Below are 14,355 nucleotides of genomic sequence, written 5' to 3'. Positions count from 1 at the left end.
TTCCTCGCTGTGAGTGAGCGTGTCGGTGGTGTGGGATGTGCGGTCGACCGTGCCGTGGCGGGCGTGGTCGAAACCGCGGCGTTCAGGAGCACCCGGCAGCATGGGAAGTACCGGCGCGGTCCGCTCCACTGCCTGGATCTGCGGTTCTCGTCCACCGAGAAGACCACCGCGTTCGTCCCGGCCGATCGCCCGCAGACGGAAACGCGGGGCAACCGTCATGGGCTGTTCGAAGAACTCCGCACGCCCGCCCCCGCCCCCGCCCCCGCCCCCACAGCCACAGCCACAGCCACAGCCACAGCCACAGCCACAGCCACAGCAGAAGATCACAACGCGAAGAAGCTCGAATTCAGTCGAACATACACAATATTCCGGACTATACGACGACTCGTCACATTAGGTGTCTTTGGTCCTCAGCTCCTCCATGGCACCGTCAGTTCGAGGTGTCATATGTCTGCTCAAACTTTCGGCGCTCGCCCTACCCGCACGGGAAAGCAGGAACATATGAGCAGACGCAGGTTCAAGGCCGCCGCGTCGGCCTTCGTACTGGCCTCGGGGCTGCTCCTCGCAGCAGGCGGTACGGCCCAGGCGGAGAGCAACTACGACGACATCACCATGCTGAAGCAGGAGAAGAGCCAGTGGTGCTGGGTCGCGTCCGGGCTCACCATCGCCAAGTACCAGGGGTACAACACCACACAGGCAGACTTCTGCGACCGCTCCTCCCGGTACAGCGGAGGCCCCAGCTGCAACAACCAGCCGGCCACGCTCCAGGACATGGCGAACGCTTGGTCCAGCCTGGGCCTGAGTAAGACCGGCACGGGCCTCAACAGTGCGGCCTCGTTCGCGCAGGTCAGCACAGACGTCAAAGCGGCACGGCCCATCGGAGCCCGTATCGGCTGGGCCTCGGGCGGTGGCCACATGAACATCGTCTACGGATACGACACGTCGAACAGCACCATCGCCGTCGGCGATCCGTGGCCGGACACCCCCACCTACACATGGTGGAAGTACAACGACTACGTCAACAACAGCTCGTTCAAGTGGACCCACTCCAGGATCGGCATCTCCCGCTAGAGAGCAGGAACGTGACATGCGCGACCGAAGACTGCCCACCACGCGGGAGAATTCCGTTCTCTCCCGGCTTCCCACCGTCCTGGTCCTGAGTGCGTGCGCACTGCTGTCCACCGTCGGGCAGGCCGCCGCGGCCGACATCCCCGACTACCCGGCCGCACTCGACGCGGTGAAGTCGCCTGCCGTCCGCGACACCGTCTGCCGCTTCCTCAGTGTTCCGGTGCCCACAGGGGACTCCTCGGCCCCGGTGACGGTCCCGGACAAGGCCGATCCCTGCGAAGGACTCCCGGCGTTCACCCTGAAGGACCCGCTGGCCGTGCACGAGATCACACCGGACTTCGTGGCGGGCACGGCCCAGCCGATCGCCACCCAGGCGGTCAGGCTGAGCCATCTCGTGTCCTCGCTGAACACCACCGTCAACGGCCGCAACGCCACCGTCCTGCTGGCCCCGACCCAGGGTGGAGGCTGGCACCTGGCAGCCGTGCGCGACGGCGACAGCGACGCCACCTACGCGAGCAGGGCGACCGTGGGAACCCTGGTCTTCACCGAACCGCAGATCCGAGGCTGGTACCAGCTGAAGCTCACCACCGTCGAACCCCTCAACGACCAGGCCAAGCAAGGGCTCGACGGCCAGACGTCGATGTCGCTCGGCGACTACCAGAAGCTACTCAAAGCCCGCTATGCCGATAAGATGCCCGGCTCCGACTACGACGGCAAAGGCATGTCCAGCGGCTATGCCACCCCTGACGCGGAGGACGACCCCTCGTCCTCCGCACCGCTGATCACGGCCGGTTCGAGCGCAGCACTCGCCCTCGCGGGAGGCGCCTTCGCCCTCAACCGACGCCGACGTCACACACCTGCCTGAATCCCGACCGCCCCGGTCCCGGCAGCACCCAGGACCGGGGCGCGGACCACAGCCAGAGCAACCGGCGGCTGTAGCCCTCGCCCCGGAGTACAGCGCGTTCTGCCTGGTCAACGAGCTTGTGCACGGCAAGGTTGAACTTCAACGTGTGCGCCGAGCGAGGGAGTTGACACTCGATGGGCCCTGGAGACCGGCCGCACCTCCTGGGTCCGCGCTCCTGGACGCCATCCGGCTCACTGCCCGCGCCGATCTGGCCGCAGTCACCGCCCGCGAGGTCCGAGATGACGCGTCCACGCTCCGAGACGCCATTGACCTGTCCCGACCGGATGGCTACGTTCAGCGCCATGTTCCGATCAGCTCTGCTCACTTCGCGCGGTCACATCGACCTGCTGCGAGTGGCCTCCGCCGCTTGTTGTCGCGGCTGCTGACGTTCTCTCAGCGACTTCCGAGGCGTTCTCCTCCGCACGGCTGAGCCTGCGAAGCTCCGTCGCTCCCGCTTCCGTAACCGTGCTGGTCGCGTAGGCGCGCAGTCGCGTCCGGCTCCGTGCCGCCCGGCGACCGCTGAGTGCGATGCGGTTTCTTCTGCCTTCCGCCGCCCCCGTCGGCCCCGCCGGCCTCCCGGTCGGACATGTCGCGTGGGCACGGGTTGCCCCGGCCTGCCCGCGGCCTCCCCTTTCCACTCGCTGCACCGCGTCGCCCCTTCCCCTTCCTTCCTTCGCCCTATCGCCCCGCATCCGTGCGGCCTTCCGTGGAGCCCTCATGACCGTCAGCCATGCGCCACCATCCGGCGTGCCCCTTGCCCCGGGGAAATACTCCGCGCCGAGCCGTACGCCCCCGGTTCTGGAGGCGGTTGTTCCGGCGTCCGTCCGGCGGTCCCGACCGCGGGCCGCTCCGCGGTGGGTGCGGCGGGCGGTGGGGCCGTTGCTGTTGCTCGCGCTGTGGCAGGTGTTCAGCGCCACGGGGGTGCTGCATCCCGACGTGCTCGCCTCGCCCGGGACCATTGCCCGCGCGGGCGCCCATCTGGTGGCCGACGGGACGCTGCCCGCCGCGATGGGGGTCTCGCTCCAGCGGGTGGTCGTGGGGCTCCTGCTCGGCGGGGTCGTCGGGACGGCGCTCGCGCTCGTGTCGGGGCTTTCACGGCTCGGGGAGGACCTGGTCGACGCGACCGTGCAGATGCTGCGCACGGTGCCCTGGGTGGGGCTGATCCCGCTGTTCATCATCTGGCTCGGGATCGGCGAGGCGCCGAAGGTGGCCCTCATCGCACTCGGGGTGGCCTTCCATCTGTATCTCAACGTATACGCGGGAATCCGCGGCGTTGACGCCCAACTCATCGAGGCAGGTCAGTCGTTGGGGCTCGGGAGGTGGGGGCTGGTGCGGCATGTGGTGCTGCCGGGCGCGCTGCCCGGGGTCATGACGGGGCTGCGGTACTCGCTGGCGACTGCCTGGCTCGCGCTCGTCTTCGGGGAATCGATCAACGCCGACGCCGGGATCGGGTTCCTGATGAACCAGGCCCGTGAGTTCTTCCGGACCGACGTGATCGTCGTCTGTCTCGTCGTGTACGCCTTCCTCGGCCTCACCGCCGACGTCATCGTCCGGATCCTCGAAAGGCTGCTGCTGCAATGGCGACCGACCTTCACGGGCCAGTGAACGACACCCCCACCCCCGACCGACGGGCGGCAACGTCGGCCGGTGCCCCAAAGGCCGCCGTACGGGCCGAAGGGCTCACCCGGTCCTTCGACGGGCGCCCGGTCATCGACGACCTCGATCTCACTCTGAGGGCAGGCGAGTTCACCGCCCTGCTCGGGCGCAGCGGCTGCGGCAAGTCGACGTTGCTGCGGGTGCTCGCCGGGCTCGACCGGGAGATCTCGGGCACCGTCCTGGTGCCCCGCCGGCGCGCGGTCGCGTTCCAGGCCCCGCGCCTGATGCCCTGGAAACGGGTCTGGCGCAATGTGCTGCTAGGACTGCCGGGCAAGCCCGAACGCGGCGTTGCCGAGCGGGCGTTGGCGGAGGTCGGGCTTGCCGAGCGGGCCGGGGCGTGGCCCAAGACGCTGTCCGGCGGTGAGGCGCAGCGCGCTTCGCTGGCCAGGGCCCTGGTGCGCGAGCCCGATCTGCTGCTGCTCGACGAGCCCTTCGGCGCGCTGGACGCCCTGACCCGGATCAGGGCCCAGCAGCTCGTGGCCGAGCTCTGGCAGCGGCGCGGCTGTGCCGTGCTGCTGGTCACCCATGACGTGGACGAGGCCCTGCTGCTGGCCGACCGGGCGCTGGTGATGCGGGACGGGCGCATCGCGTACGACACGCCCGTGGCGCTGGACCGGCCGCGCGGAGTCGGCTCCCCCGGCTTCGCCGACCTGCGCTCCCGGCTGCTGACCGAACTGGGCGTCGAGGGTAGGGGCGGCGTCGAAGCCGGGGCCCAAACCCACGGCGAGTCGGACGCCACCGCCGGTGAGGAGCCGTCCGTGGCCGCCGTCCCGTCCGGTCCCGGACCGGCGAAGAACCCCGACGTATCGGCCGCACACCCCCGTCACGGAGAGGCCTCATGAAACGCCGCACCCTGCCTGCCCTGCTCCTCCCTCTCGCCCTGCTTCTCTCCGCGTGCGGCGGCCCCTCCTCCGCGAACTCGGCCGGCAACACGGACGGAACAGGCGGCCTCACGCTCAACATCGGTGACCAGAAAGGTGGTTACGAGGCGATTCTGCGGGCCTCAGGAGAGCTCGACGACCTCGATTACCGCATCACGTGGTCCACCTTCACCTCGGGCCCGCCGCTGCTGGAGGCAGTGAGCGCCGGGGCGGTGGACATCGGGGGCGTCGGCAACACTCCGCCCGTCTTCGCCGCTGGGGCCGACTCGAACATCACCGTCATCGGCGCCACGCACGGCTCGTCGGCCGGTGAGGTCATCGTCGTGCCCGAGGACTCACCGCTGAAGAGGCCCGACCAGCTCAAGGGCAGGTCCATCGCTGTGGCACAAGGCAGTTCGGCCCACTTCCAGCTGGTCGCCTCGCTCAGGAGGGCCGGGCTCGGGATCGAGGAGGTGAGGCTGAACTACCTCCAGCCCGCCGACGCGCTCGCCGCGTTCAGTCGGGGCAAGGTCGACGCCTGGGCGATCTGGGACCCGTACACCTCGCAGGTCCTGCGCACGGCGGACGCCCGGGTGCTCACGACCGGCGAAGGCGTCGTCAACGGTCTCGGTTTCCAGGTCGCCTCACCCGTATCGCTCAAGGACGGGCAGAAGTCGCAGGCCATCGGCGATCTTCTGGTGCGGCTGGAGCGGGCCCAGAAGTGGGTCTTCGAGCACCCGGAGGCGTGGGCGAAGGTCTGGGCGAAGGAGACCGGGCTCCCCTACGAGGTGGCGCTGGACGCCGTGAAGCTCAGTTACGGCACCCGCGTCCCGGTCGCGATCGACGCCGCGGCCATCGCCTCCGAGCAGGAGATCGCCGACACCTTCGCCGAACTGGGGCTGATTCCCCGGCGGTTCGACTTCGAGGACTACGTCGACACCCGGTTCAACCGTGACCTCCCCGCTTCCTCCACCACGCCGCGCTCCTACGGAAAGGCCTCCTCGTGAACGTCCATCTGCACTGGTTCCTGCCCACCGGGGGCGACGGCCGGACACTCGTCGACCGGCACGCCTACACCGACGGCGGCATCAAGCGCGACCGGATCACCCCGGTGCACGGGGTGCGGGCCCCGGACATCGAGTATCTGGCCCAGATCGCCAAGGCGGCCGAGCAGTTGGGCTTCGAGGCCGTGCTGACGCCCACGGGTACGTGGTGCGAGGACGCCTGGCTGACCACCGTGGCGCTCGCCCAGCACACCGAGCGTCTGAAGTTCCTCGTGGCGTTCCGGCCGGGGGTCATCTCCCCGGTGCTCGCCGCCCAGATGGCCGCCACGTATCAGCGGATCACCCGGGGGCGGCTGCTGCTCAACGTGGTGACCGGGGGCGATTCGACGGAGCAGCGGCGGTTCGGGGACCACCTGGACCACGACCGGCGCTATGCGCGGACCGCGGAGTTCCTGTCGGTGGTACGGGGCGCCTGGGGCGGGCAGCCGTACGATTTCGACGGTGAGCACTACCAGGTGGAGGGCGGGCTGACCGCGCTGCCGCCGGACCCGCTGCCGGAGATCTTCTTCGGCGGGTCGTCCGCTGCCGCGGGACCGGTGGCCGCGGCCCATGCCGATGTCTATCTGACCTGGGGCGAGCCACCGGCCGCGGTGAAGGAGAAGATCGGCTGGATTCGCGGCCTGGCGGAGGAGCAGGGGCGCACGGTCCGGTTCGGCATCCGGCTGCACACCATTTCGCGGGACTCCTCGGCCGAGGCCTGGGCCACCGCCGACCGGCTGCTGGGCGAACTCGATCCGGACACGATCGCGGCGGCGCAGCAGGCGCTGGGGCGGAGCGAGTCGGTCGGGCAGCAGCGGATGCTGGCACTGCACGGTGGTTCGCGCGACAGGCTGGAGATCGCGCCGAATCTCTGGGCGGGCGTCGGTCTGGTGCGTGGCGGGGCCGGGACCGCGCTGGTGGGCAGTCACGCGGAGGTCGCGGACCGGATCGAGGAGTATCACGCGTTGGGCGTGGAGCACTTCGTGCTCTCCGGGTATCCGCATCTGGAGGAGGCGTACTGGTTCGGCGAGGGGGTCACCCCCGAGCTGGCCCGGCGCGGGCTGCTGTCGATCGTGCCCGCGTCCCCGCTGCTGGGCGGGACCGGCGCCGAGGGCCGGACCGCCCCGGCACCGGGCGGGGCGCCGCTGCTGCTCGCCGGAGGACGCTGAGGTCCGCCGCCGACAGCCATCGACGCCGGGGCTCCGGGACCTCCCCCGTACGGGAAGATCCCGGACCACCGAACAGTTAGTACAAGCGTGAACATTTCTGGGGTGCGTGAACTGGACGTGATCGTGATCGGCGCGGGTCAGGCGGGACTGTCCGCCGCTCACCACCTGCGCCGCGTCGGACTGGAGCCGGACGTCGGCTTCGCCGTGCTGGACCACGCGCCCCGGCCGGGCGGCGCATGGCAGTTCCGCTGGCCCTCGCTGACCTACGGCAAGGTCCACGGAATGCACGCCCTGCCGGGCATGGAGCTGACCGGAGCCGACCCCGACCAGCCCTGCGGTTGGCGCAGGGCCGTGGCGACCTCCCGGCCCACGCTGGCGGCGGCGCCCTTGTTCGGGGTGACGGCCCAGTTCCGTACGGACCGACCGCGGATCGTGACCGGAGCCGGCGGCGCAGTGTTCTGCTGCTCCGGCGGATCCGGGCCCCGCGGGTAGGTCTCGCTGCACGGCTGTACTCAGGGGTGCAGCCGCTTCATCATGACCGCGTACAAGGGGGAGTCGGCGAAGGGCCGCTGCTCCCCAGCCTTCTCATAGCCCCATGTCTCGTACAGTTTCTGGACCTTCGGGTGAGTTACGTCGACGAGGAGAACGGCGAGGTTCTCCTCACGGCGTGCCAGGAGGGCTTCGTGCAGACGGTCGGAGATACCCTGCTTCCGCCACTGCGGACGCACCATCACCTCGGAGATGGCGAAAGTCGCCGCATAGCCGTTGTTCGGCTTGAAGTCTGTGGAGCGCCACCATTCGCGGCCTGGCTGGAGCGGTGCGCCGTACGCGAAGCCGGTCGGATCGTCGCCTTCGAAGGCGACGACGCATGTGAAACCGTCCATCTCCGACCAGTGATCGACGAACCACGGAAATCGCTGGTTGAACTGGTCTTCCATCGCGTCCGCGTAGGCATCGGCGTGCACGTCGATCAGCATCTGCTTGAAGCCTTCAGGAAGGCTATCCCGGCTGTAGTACCGCAGATTAGTCACCATGGTCATACCAGACTCCGTTCATCTCGCGTCCGATCTACCCACTGGCGGGCGTAGGTAGTGGATGGTGCCAGCCTGAGCAAGTCCCGGTGGAAGTCCCCGATCAATGTACGCATGCGTCCTGGCATCGGAGCGCCGTCCATGATCGCAAAAACGGTGGCTGCGGTGTCCGTGGCCTGCTCAGGTTCTCCCTGCCGAAGCTGCGCAACGGCGAGCCGGCATGTCGCCAGAGCCCTGTTTCGCTGGAACTCCGCCGGAATCTTCGCCAGCGCGCGATGCGCCGTCGCTTCTGCTTCGGCGTAGTCCCCACTGGTAGTCAGGATGATGGCCGCAAGGTGGTCAAGCTCGGCCGCTCCGTAGAACGCGGTCCATCGAGGGCGCTCATCCACCGGCGCCTTCCGAAGGGCGTCCTGCGCGGCGCCGAGTGCCCTCGCAGCCGCTCGCGAGTCCCCAAGGGTCGAGTGAGCCAAGGCGAGACGGACCCGGCTCAGGGAGCCGAAGAACGGGTCTCTGCGGGAGGCCTGGGATGCGTGCGCCGCCTGAGCTGCGGCGAGTTGCTCGGGCCAGTTCTTCCGCTGGTAGGCGAGCATGGCGATGTTGAGCCACACCCTCATTCCGGTCGGCGGGTCCTGAGAAAGCCCTGCGAACGTGGTCGCCTCGTGCAGATACTTCTGGGCCGCGTCCAGGTCGCGCAGGTCAATGCAGGACCAGGCCGCGATGGTGGTGTACTCGGCCGCGAGCGCGTACAGGCAGCGGCGTACCCGCTCGCTGGCGTTGCGCCGCTGAAGTTCCAAGACCTTGGCGCGGCCCTGAAGGGCCTCAGCGGCCAAGGACGCATGCCCGCCGAGCCGGTCATCCGCTTCCACGAGCTGATTCATGCCGGCCGCGGCCCGTTGCACGTCCGTCATGCCCACTGAGCGACGCTGCTTGAGGATCGGGACACCGGCCGCCCCCATTCCGGTGCTGGAGATCATGAAATCGCGACGCCGCACGGGGTCCTCCAGGGGGTGCTGCATGGAGAGGGGGGCGCTGAACCCTAGGTCCGCCACGGGGCAGCCGAACACACGCTCAAGTGCAGCGCAAGTACGTCCGATCGGCCGATGACTGGAGCCGGAGAGCAGATTCCGGACCGTGCGAGAGGAGATTCCTCCCATGCGACCAGTGATCTCCAGCAGCGCCTGATTGAGCCGATCAGCTAACTCCTCTTGCGTGAGCCCGAGTTGATCCATCCGGCCCCGGAGGGCAGCATTCACTCCCATGTACTGACCGTAGTGCCGTCGTCACGCGCCCACCTAGTCGTTAGGTAATGCAACCGTAAAGTCTTCCGGCTGGCAGCGGCACCCAGACCCTGAACCTTCCTGTCGCGCCCCGTTGCCGACTCGTTCACTGGGTACAGCCGTCGGCCGACACCGGTCCGGCGGCATGGAGGAAGCCCGGCCCAGCCCCTCGGGACCGGGTGCCCCATGCCGGAGGGAGTGACCTCGTGATGATGACCACAGCAAACCTGAACGTGCCCGCTATCAGGCACCATGCGCCCGCCGTCCAGCTCTACGAAGTGAGCCTTCGCCGCACGACTCAGCCCGGCCAGCCGCTGACGGAAGCCGATCGGCGTCAGCCCCAGGAGATACGGCGCCTGAGTTGTGTCCTGCTCACCGCGTGGTGCCTGTTGCCGTGCCTCGACAGTCTTGAGCTGCTGGTCTCCGAGCTGGTGACGAACGCGGTACAGCACGGGGCGGGCCCGGAGATCGGCGTCATTATCTGTACTGATAACGAGTACCTGCACGTCTACGTCCGCAATGGGTCCTCCCGCACGCCCTTGCCGCGCCCGCTCGACTCCGAGGCGGAGAATGGGCGTGGCCTCCACATCGTGGCCGCCGTCGCCGACCGTTTCGACGTCAGCGAGGACGGCACCACCGTCCACTGCGCGCTCGTCCTTCCGGCGGTGGCAGCATGACCGCCACCGTCGGCTATGGGCTGCTCAGCTACGTTTTCAGCTTCACGATGATCCAGGAGTACGCGGCCGTGCAGCTCGGCCTGGGGCTCAGCTCGTACACCCGCACCACCGGCTCGGCAAGCGTGAACGGCCGGAACGCCAAGCGCGTCAGGAGCTTGCTCGCCGAGGCGGACGCCCGCCCGCACCCGCTGCACTTCGACTTCCCGGCCATATCCAAGGGGACCGGCCCGGTCCCCCTTGCAAGGGTCCTCGGACACAAGTGGGCAGCCTGCCCGATCTCCGAGGACACGCTGTGAGCCGAAAGCCGCCCAGAGGCACCGTCGTAGAGGGCATGGACTTCGACCGCTGGTCGGTGATCCTGTGCAAGCCGGACGCCGTGCAGCGCGGCTTGGCGGACGCCGTGCTGGAGCGGATATCCGCCGTCGGCTTCAGCGTCACCGGCCGCCGCGACATCACCGCCCGAGCGTGGCAGGCCCACGTGCACTACTGGGACCTGCTCGTGGACGCCGACCACTACACCAACCGCGACATCCCCGCCTGCCTCGACGCGCTGTACGCCGACCAACCCGTGGTCGTCGCGCTCGCGTACGGCGAACCCGACTGCCACCAGCGGCTGCGGAAGCTCCTCGGTCATTTCGATCCGACCGTCGCCACCCGCGGCACGATCCGCGGAGACCTCGGTGACGACAGCCTCGAAGTGGCTCTCGCGGAACGACGCCTGGTCAACAACCTCGTGCACACGTCGGACGACGTAGCCGCCGCCCGCCGCGACTTCGGGACCTGGTTCGGAGCCAACCGGCGCGCGCTCCTCACCGCCCCGGTTCCCGCGAAGAACACTCCTTCCGACGCCTGACCGCCCCCTCTGGAGGAATCCATGGCCGCCCCCATAGCCCCACTGCGCCGTGCACTGCCGATCCTGTCCGCGGACAGGATCGGCGGGCTGAAGCCCGAACTCGCTGACGTGATCGAGTACCGCAAGTCCGGGTTATCTCTCAACTGGATCGTCGGCTGCCCGCTGGAATGCGGGTACTGCGTACGGCACCTGTTCGACAACTTCGGGATGAAGGCTCCCCGACGCCTGATGAGCGACGAGGAAGCCGTCGACCGGCTGCTCAGCCACCCCTACTTCCGGGCGCACAGGACCCCCGTCCAGCTCCTGAACCGGGCGACCGACCCCATGCTGCCCGTGGTGAAGCCGCACGTGTTCACCGTGCTGCGGAAACTCGACGAGCAGGGCCTGACCAACCACGTGCTGATCATCACGCGGTGGCGGGTCGCCCCCGAGGACTGCGCCGTCCTGAACTCGTTCGCGAACCTGCGCCTCACGGTCCTGGTCACCCACTCCAACATCGCGGACCCCGCGATCGAGCCGGTGGACTCCACCATCGCCGCACAGAGCCTGCGCACCCTGTACGAGCACGCCGAGCGGTACCGCACCGTCCTGTACTGGCGGCCGATCGTGCCGGGCCTCAATGACTGCCCCGCCGACATCGCTCGGGCCCGGGAACTGTCCCGGCACGCGCACGCCACCGTCTTCACCGGCCTGTTCTTCCGCAAGGAGATCGCCGCCTACTACGAGGCGCACGGCCTGCCGATGCCGTACGACGAGACGGCGCGGCGGAAGATCATGCCGGAGGACGCCGAGCGGCGGATCCTCGGGGCCCTCCAGGAAGGCGACTGGGGCGCCCTGTTCCGCAAGACGTCCTGCGGAGTCGCCTACGCCCATGGCGAGGCCGACTACAACGGGCACTTCGGGGTGCGCGAGCTGTGCGACATCTGCCCCGAGGACCAGGTCGCCCGGTGCCAGGCGGCATGGGTCAAGCCAGACCTCGCGGCAGTCACCCGGGAAGCCCGCCTCCTCGGCGCGACCGGCGACGTTGAGATCAACGACCGTGCCATCGTCGTGGAAGGACTGGACGAACCACCGCGCTACTACCTTCAGCACGGGTTCGGCTACCAGTGCCACGACCGCGCCAAGCCTCACCACCACCGCCAACACGGCCGAGCCCCCATCGGCTGGAAGGCGGGGAACGGAACCGACGCCGTATGAACTTCTCCTCCTGGCCCTCGCTCCTCATTGTCGATGTCGAAGGCAACGGGGCCAATCCGCCTGACCTGGTCGAAGTCGCCGCCCTTCCCGTACGCGACGGCCGGCCGGACACCAGCACGGCAGGGACGTGGCTGACCAGGCCGAAGCACCCCGTCACGCCCTTCGCCGCACGGGTCCACGGCCTGACCAACAAGCGGCTGGAGCGGAAACCGGACTGGGAGGCGATCGCCGACAGCGTGCACACGCTGCTGAGCAGCTCATGGATCTGCGCCCACAACGCGCACGTCGACTACAAGGTGCTCTCCACGCACCTTCCACGCTGGCAGCCGGCCGGAGTGCTCGACACGCTCCGGCTGGCCAAGGCGACCTATCCGCGGCTGCCGAGGTACAGCCTCGACGCCCTGATCGAGCACGTCCGGCCGGACCTCACCGGAGCGCCCGCGCAGCGGCACCGCGCCACGTTCGACGCCTACGCCACAGCCCTGCTCCTGATCGAGATGGCCGGCCACTACGACACCTGGGACCGGCTTGTCGCCGCGGCGGTGCCGCCCGGCCTGCCCGGAGCTCCCCAAGTAGAAGAGGAACCCACCCTGTGGTGACCAGAACTTCGCCCATCCGCATCGGCGTGCTCGGCACGCACTCGACCGGCAAGACGATTCTGCTCCGGCGGATCGAGATGGAGCTGCGCGCGAACGGCGCGACCCCCGTCCGGACCGGCGGCATCGGGAAGCGGGCAGCCCAGACCGGGCTGCCCAAGATGGAGCGGCACACCGCGGCATCCACCGAATGGATCATCGCGCAGGGCATCGCCGACGAGATCGCCGCCGCCGCTCAAGGGGCCGACGTCGTCCTCGCGGACCGGGCCGCCCTCGACGCCGTCGCCTACCTCAACGCGGCACTGGAGTTCCGCGGCGAGCAGCTCCACCGGCTGGAGGGGCACCGGATTCTGTCGCTGGCCTCCACCCAGTTGCCGAAGTACGACCTGCTCCTCGCCACGGTCCTCGACCCGTCCGTGCCCATCCAGAAGAAGCACGGTTACGACCCCCGGTACCGCCGCCTGGTCGACGAGCACACCCACGCCCTCCTCAAGAGTGAAACGATTCCCCATCTGCGCGTCACCAGCGACCCCGACAGCCAGGCGGAGGCCGTCAAGCACGCCCTGAAGCTGTACCTCAAGAAGGCATCCGTATGAACACCCCACCGCCCTCGGGCACGATCGAACTCGCGGGGAAGACCGTCTCCCGGCTCGGCTTCGGCACCATGCGCCTGACCGGCGGGACCGGCGCCGAGGGCCGGACCGCCCCGGCACCGGGCGGGGCGCCGCTGCTGCTCGCCGGAGGACGCTGAGGTCCGCCGCCGACAGCCATCGACGCCGGGGCTCCGGGACCTCCCCCGTACGGGAAGATCCCGGACCGCCGAGCAGTTAGTACAAGCGTGAACATATCTGGCGTGCGTGAACTGGACGTGGTCGTGATCGGCGCGGGTCAGGCGGGACTGTCCGCCGCTCACCACCTGCGCCGCGTCGGACTGGAGCCGGACGTCGGCTTCGCCGTGCTGGACCACGCGCCCCGGCCGGGCGGCGCATGGCAGTTCCGCTGGCCCTCGCTGACCTACGGCAAGGTCCACGGAATGCACGCCCTGCCGGGCATGAAGCTGACCGAAGCCGACCCCGACCAGCCCTCGTCTGAGGTGATCGGCGCGTATTTCGCCGCGTACGAGGAGCGCTTCGGCCTGCGGGTCCACCGCCCGGTGGAGGTGAGCGCCGTGCGGGAGGGGAGCGGCGGGCGGCTGCTGGTGGAGACGTCCGAGGGGACGTACGGTCCAAGGGCCCTGATCAACGCGACCGGCACCTGGGACCGGCCGTTCTGGCCGCGCTACCCGGGCCAGGAGACGTTCCGGGGGCGGCAGTTGCACACGGCGGACTACCCCGGGCCCGAGCAGTTCGCGGGGCAGCGCGTCATCGTCGTCGGGGGCGGCGCCTCCGGTACGCAGCATCTGATGGAGATCGCCGAGCACGCGGCCGGCACCTTCTGGGTGACCCGGAGCGAACCGGTCTTCCGCGAGGGTCCGTTCACCGAGGAGTGGGGGCGGGCGGCCGTGGCGATGGTGGAGGAACGGGTACGCAAGGGGCTGCCGCCGCGGAGCGTGGTCAGCGTGACCGGGCTGCCGATGACCGATGCGGTCCGGCGGGCCCGGGAGGAGGGAGTCTTGGACCGGCTGCCGATGTTCGACCGGATCACGCCGAACGGCGTGGCCTGGGAAGACGGTCGGGTCGTCGAGGCCGATGTGATCCTGTGGGCCACCGGGTTCCGGCCCGCCGTGGACCACCTGGCACCACTGAAACTGCGCGAGCCGGGCGGCGGCATCCGGGCCGAGAACACCCGCGCCGTACGCGACGGGCGCGTCCATCTCGTCGGGTACGGCCCGTCCGCCAGCACCATCGGCGCGAACCGCGCGGGCCGCGCCGCGGTTCGGTCGGTCATGCGGCTGCTGAAGGAGACGGGCGAGGAGAGCGGCGACCGGCGGCCGGGCCGCGAACCGAACGGCGCACGGAAGGACCGGGAAGCCGGGGCGGTCGTCGCCGTCCCGGTCTCCGGGGGCTGATCCCTCCGTGGGCGGA

The 14,355-nt window shown here is 69.3% G+C and carries 17 protein-coding genes and 2 pseudogenes; 16 read left to right on the top strand and 3 right to left on the bottom strand.

Annotated features, from left to right (window positions below; all coding sequences use genetic code 11):
- Positions 1-48 precede the first annotated feature (48 nt).
- Positions 49-185: pseudogene (locus ACZ60Q_RS25240) on the bottom strand (IS630 family transposase); the annotation flags it as partial.
- 316 nt (positions 186-501) lie between these two features.
- Here ACZ60Q_RS25240 and ACZ60Q_RS25235 point away from each other — a divergent pair.
- The 8 genes and pseudogenes from ACZ60Q_RS25235 to ACZ60Q_RS25200 all read left to right on the top strand — a co-directional run.
- Entirely contained in the window at positions 502-1,071 is a 570-nt protein-coding gene (locus ACZ60Q_RS25235) for a papain-like cysteine protease family protein (protein ID WP_469638810.1), read from the top strand.
- 16 nt (positions 1,072-1,087) lie between these two features.
- Positions 1,088-1,933 carry a hypothetical protein gene (locus tag ACZ60Q_RS25230; protein ID WP_469638807.1) on the top strand — a complete coding sequence of 282 codons (846 nt, stop codon included), beginning with the start codon at positions 1,088-1,090 and terminating at the stop codon, positions 1,931-1,933.
- A 173-nt stretch (positions 1,934-2,106) separates the two neighbouring features.
- Positions 2,107-2,358: a putative leader peptide gene (locus tag ACZ60Q_RS25225; protein WP_469638804.1), complete on the top strand. Its 252-nt coding sequence runs from the start codon at positions 2,107-2,109 to the stop codon at positions 2,356-2,358.
- Positions 2,359-2,689: 331 nt separating this feature from the next.
- Positions 2,690-3,577: an ABC transporter permease gene (locus tag ACZ60Q_RS25220; RefSeq protein ID WP_469638801.1), complete on the top strand. Its 888-nt coding sequence runs from the start codon at positions 2,690-2,692 to the stop codon at positions 3,575-3,577.
- Positions 3,550-4,470: an ABC transporter ATP-binding protein gene (locus ACZ60Q_RS25215; protein ID WP_469638799.1), complete on the top strand. Its 921-nt coding sequence runs from the start codon at positions 3,550-3,552 to the stop codon at positions 4,468-4,470. Before ACZ60Q_RS25220 ends, ACZ60Q_RS25215 begins: the two co-directional genes overlap by 28 nt.
- Positions 4,467-5,495 carry an ABC transporter substrate-binding protein gene (locus ACZ60Q_RS25210; protein WP_469638796.1) on the top strand — a complete coding sequence of 343 codons (1,029 nt, stop codon included), beginning with the start codon at positions 4,467-4,469 and terminating at the stop codon, positions 5,493-5,495. The genes ACZ60Q_RS25215 and ACZ60Q_RS25210 overlap by 4 nt, the downstream gene beginning before the upstream one ends.
- On the top strand, positions 5,492-6,700 hold the full coding sequence (locus tag ACZ60Q_RS25205; protein ID WP_469638794.1) for an LLM class flavin-dependent oxidoreductase: 1,209 nt from the start codon (positions 5,492-5,494) through the stop codon (positions 6,698-6,700). Before ACZ60Q_RS25210 ends, ACZ60Q_RS25205 begins: the two co-directional genes overlap by 4 nt.
- Before the next feature lie 102 nt (positions 6,701-6,802).
- A pseudogene (locus ACZ60Q_RS25200) lies at positions 6,803-7,033 on the top strand (NAD(P)-binding protein); the annotation flags it as partial.
- A gap of 179 nt (positions 7,034-7,212) precedes the next feature.
- On the opposite strand, the gene ACZ60Q_RS25195 reads toward ACZ60Q_RS25200, so the two are convergent.
- Positions 7,213-7,740, bottom strand: a complete 528-nt coding sequence (locus ACZ60Q_RS25195) for a GNAT family N-acetyltransferase (RefSeq protein WP_469638791.1) — start codon at positions 7,738-7,740, stop codon at positions 7,213-7,215.
- Positions 7,737-8,990: a helix-turn-helix domain-containing protein gene (locus ACZ60Q_RS25190; RefSeq protein WP_469638789.1), complete on the bottom strand. Its 1,254-nt coding sequence runs from the start codon at positions 8,988-8,990 to the stop codon at positions 7,737-7,739. Before ACZ60Q_RS25190 ends, ACZ60Q_RS25195 begins: the two co-directional genes overlap by 4 nt.
- A gap of 227 nt (positions 8,991-9,217) precedes the next feature.
- Here ACZ60Q_RS25190 and ACZ60Q_RS25185 point away from each other — a divergent pair, with 227 nt between their 5' ends.
- From ACZ60Q_RS25185 to ACZ60Q_RS25150, 8 genes are all read left to right on the top strand, one after another.
- Positions 9,218-9,685: an ATP-binding protein gene (locus ACZ60Q_RS25185; RefSeq protein WP_469638902.1), complete on the top strand. Its 468-nt coding sequence runs from the start codon at positions 9,218-9,220 to the stop codon at positions 9,683-9,685.
- On the top strand, positions 9,682-9,981 hold the full coding sequence (locus ACZ60Q_RS25180; RefSeq protein WP_469638786.1) for a hypothetical protein: 300 nt from the start codon (positions 9,682-9,684) through the stop codon (positions 9,979-9,981). Before ACZ60Q_RS25185 ends, ACZ60Q_RS25180 begins: the two co-directional genes overlap by 4 nt.
- Positions 9,978-10,538 (top strand): nucleoside-diphosphate kinase, encoded by a 561-nt coding sequence (locus tag ACZ60Q_RS25175; protein ID WP_469638783.1) that lies wholly within the window; start codon positions 9,978-9,980, stop codon positions 10,536-10,538. The genes ACZ60Q_RS25180 and ACZ60Q_RS25175 overlap by 4 nt, the downstream gene beginning before the upstream one ends.
- Before the next feature lie 21 nt (positions 10,539-10,559).
- Positions 10,560-11,735 (top strand): radical SAM protein, encoded by a 1,176-nt coding sequence (locus tag ACZ60Q_RS25170; RefSeq protein ID WP_469638780.1) that lies wholly within the window; start codon positions 10,560-10,562, stop codon positions 11,733-11,735.
- Positions 11,732-12,334, top strand: a complete 603-nt coding sequence (locus ACZ60Q_RS25165) for a 3'-5' exonuclease (RefSeq protein ID WP_469638777.1) — start codon at positions 11,732-11,734, stop codon at positions 12,332-12,334. Before ACZ60Q_RS25170 ends, ACZ60Q_RS25165 begins: the two co-directional genes overlap by 4 nt.
- Entirely contained in the window at positions 12,331-12,927 is a 597-nt protein-coding gene (locus tag ACZ60Q_RS25160; RefSeq protein ID WP_469638774.1) for an AAA family ATPase, read from the top strand. The genes ACZ60Q_RS25165 and ACZ60Q_RS25160 overlap by 4 nt, the downstream gene beginning before the upstream one ends.
- Positions 12,924-13,082, top strand: coding sequence for a hypothetical protein (locus ACZ60Q_RS25155; protein ID WP_469638771.1), 159 nt, complete (start codon positions 12,924-12,926; stop codon positions 13,080-13,082). The genes ACZ60Q_RS25160 and ACZ60Q_RS25155 overlap by 4 nt, the downstream gene beginning before the upstream one ends.
- 102 nt (positions 13,083-13,184) lie before the next feature.
- Positions 13,185-14,339, top strand: a complete 1,155-nt coding sequence (locus ACZ60Q_RS25150; protein WP_469638768.1) for an NAD(P)-binding domain-containing protein — start codon at positions 13,185-13,187, stop codon at positions 14,337-14,339.
- The last annotated feature ends 16 nt before the right edge of the window (positions 14,340-14,355 follow it).

Source organism: Streptomyces sp. NPDC104313 (assembly GCF_055583985.1).
This window is presented reverse-complemented; position numbering and strand designations above follow the sequence as displayed.